Origin of the sequence: Synechococcus sp. R55.7 (genome assembly GCF_047461955.1) — a bacterium.
Taxonomy (GTDB): Bacteria; Cyanobacteriota; Cyanobacteriia; order Thermostichales; family Thermostichaceae; genus Thermostichus.
Genome location: NZ_JANSIC010000001.1, coordinates 29,242 through 30,896, shown reverse-complemented (window position 1 = coordinate 30,896; position 1,655 = coordinate 29,242). Strand labels below are relative to the sequence as shown.

General features: G+C 62.5%; 1 protein-coding gene and 1 pseudogene. Both read right to left on the bottom strand.

Annotation, left to right across the window (positions count from 1 at the left end; translation table 11 throughout):
• The coding region (cbiE, locus tag NW820_RS00180; RefSeq protein ID WP_414406342.1) for a precorrin-6y C5,15-methyltransferase (decarboxylating) subunit CbiE at positions 1-1,244 on the bottom strand (1,244 nt) is incomplete at its 3' end.
• Positions 1,245-1,655 (bottom strand): annotated as a pseudogene (locus NW820_RS00175) (hypothetical protein); the annotation flags it as partial.

Below are 1,655 nucleotides of genomic sequence, written 5' to 3'. Positions count from 1 at the left end.
TTTGAAGGGATCCCTTGCAGCAGGTAAACCGGGTTCAGGGGGGCAAAGCGGGTGCCCTCGGCCAGGACGGCAGAGCGGGAGATCTGAACGTGATCTACTCGAACTTGCCAGCCCCGAGAACGCAGCCATTGCAGGGCTTCACTGCAGGTTTCTAGGGTAGCGAAGTTGGCCACTAAGATCCCTCCAGGCCGCAGGCGGGCTTCCACCACCGGCAGCAGGTCGCGGATCCCTTTGCCGCCACCGCCCAGCACCACCCGATCCGGATCTGGCAGGTCGGCCAACACTTGGGGGGCTGCCCCCGGGATCACCTGCAGGTTCTCTGGGCCAAAGCGTTGCCGGTTGCGCCGAATCAGACAGATGCCCATGGCGTTGCGCTCGACAGCATAGACCTGGAGCCGAGAAGAGAGGCGGGCTATTTCGATGGCCACCGAGCCGGTGCCGGCACCGATGTCCCACACCACGCCCTCCTGGGGGAGCTGCAGGGATCCCAAGGTGAGCAGGCGGATGGGCTGCTTGGTGATCAAGCCGGGCTGGTCGGGAAAGGTGTAGAACTGGTCGTCCGGGATCCCGACCAAAGGCCAGCGATGGGGATCTGGCTCCGGCTCTACTCGTCGCAGCACCACAACGTTGGGGCTGGGGAAAACGGCGTCTTCCCCTTCTTGGAGGGGCACGACCTGTTCTTGAGGGGATCCCAGTTGACTACAGACCCAGGCTTGGTAACGCACCGGCAGCCGCAGGTCGGCAATGAACTGGGCCAAGACGGTCGGTGTATGCTCCGGATCGGTGAGCACCACGATCACAGGGGATCCCTGCTTGAGAACGGCTTCCAACCGCTCCACTCCCCGCCCGTGCAGGCTGAGGATGGTCGCCTCCTGCCAGGGGATCTGCAGGCGGTTCAGGGCCAGCTGCACCGAGCTCACCTGCGGATAGAAGGCCAACCGCTCCGCTGGGAAATACTCCGTCAACAGCCGCCCGATCCCGAAAAAAAGCGGATCCCCGCTGGCCAACAAAACTAGGGATCCCTGAGCCATCTCCTGCTGCAAAAGCGGGATCCAACTTTCCACCGGCCCGGTGAGCGGGATCTTGCGGGCCGGATGATCGGTAAAGTGCCGGAGCAGATGAGGGGCTCCTGCCAAAACCCTGGCTTGGGAAAGGGGGGGGATCCCCCAGGAAGCCACAGAGCCATCCCCCGCTACCCCTACGACCGCAAGCTGAGGTGACCGCCCAGGTGCTGCCGTAGCCATTTAACGTTCGACAGGTGGGTGGTATTGGCGCATGTGATTGAGAAAATCCAGTCGCAGCTCCGCCACTTCCCGTTGCATTTCCCGCATCTCCCGAATAAAGCTGAGTTGAGCCTCGATCAGGCGGCCATCGCGCTCCCGAAATTGCTCCATCATCATGGCTTGCGCTTCCCTCAGTTCGGCAAACCCAGCCTGCATATCTCGGCGGCACTCCTGTATGGCCACCTCCAGCTCGTCTCCCCGCTCTTCGTTCTGTCGAATCCGCTCCTGGTTCTGTTGGATCAACGCCCTGATCTCCTGGATTTCGGTCTGGAGTTGGGCTTCCATAGCCTGCCGCTCGGCCCGCATTTCGGCCATCTGGGCCTCAAAGCGCTCGGCAGATCGTTGCTGCTCGGCCCGCATTTCGGCCATCTG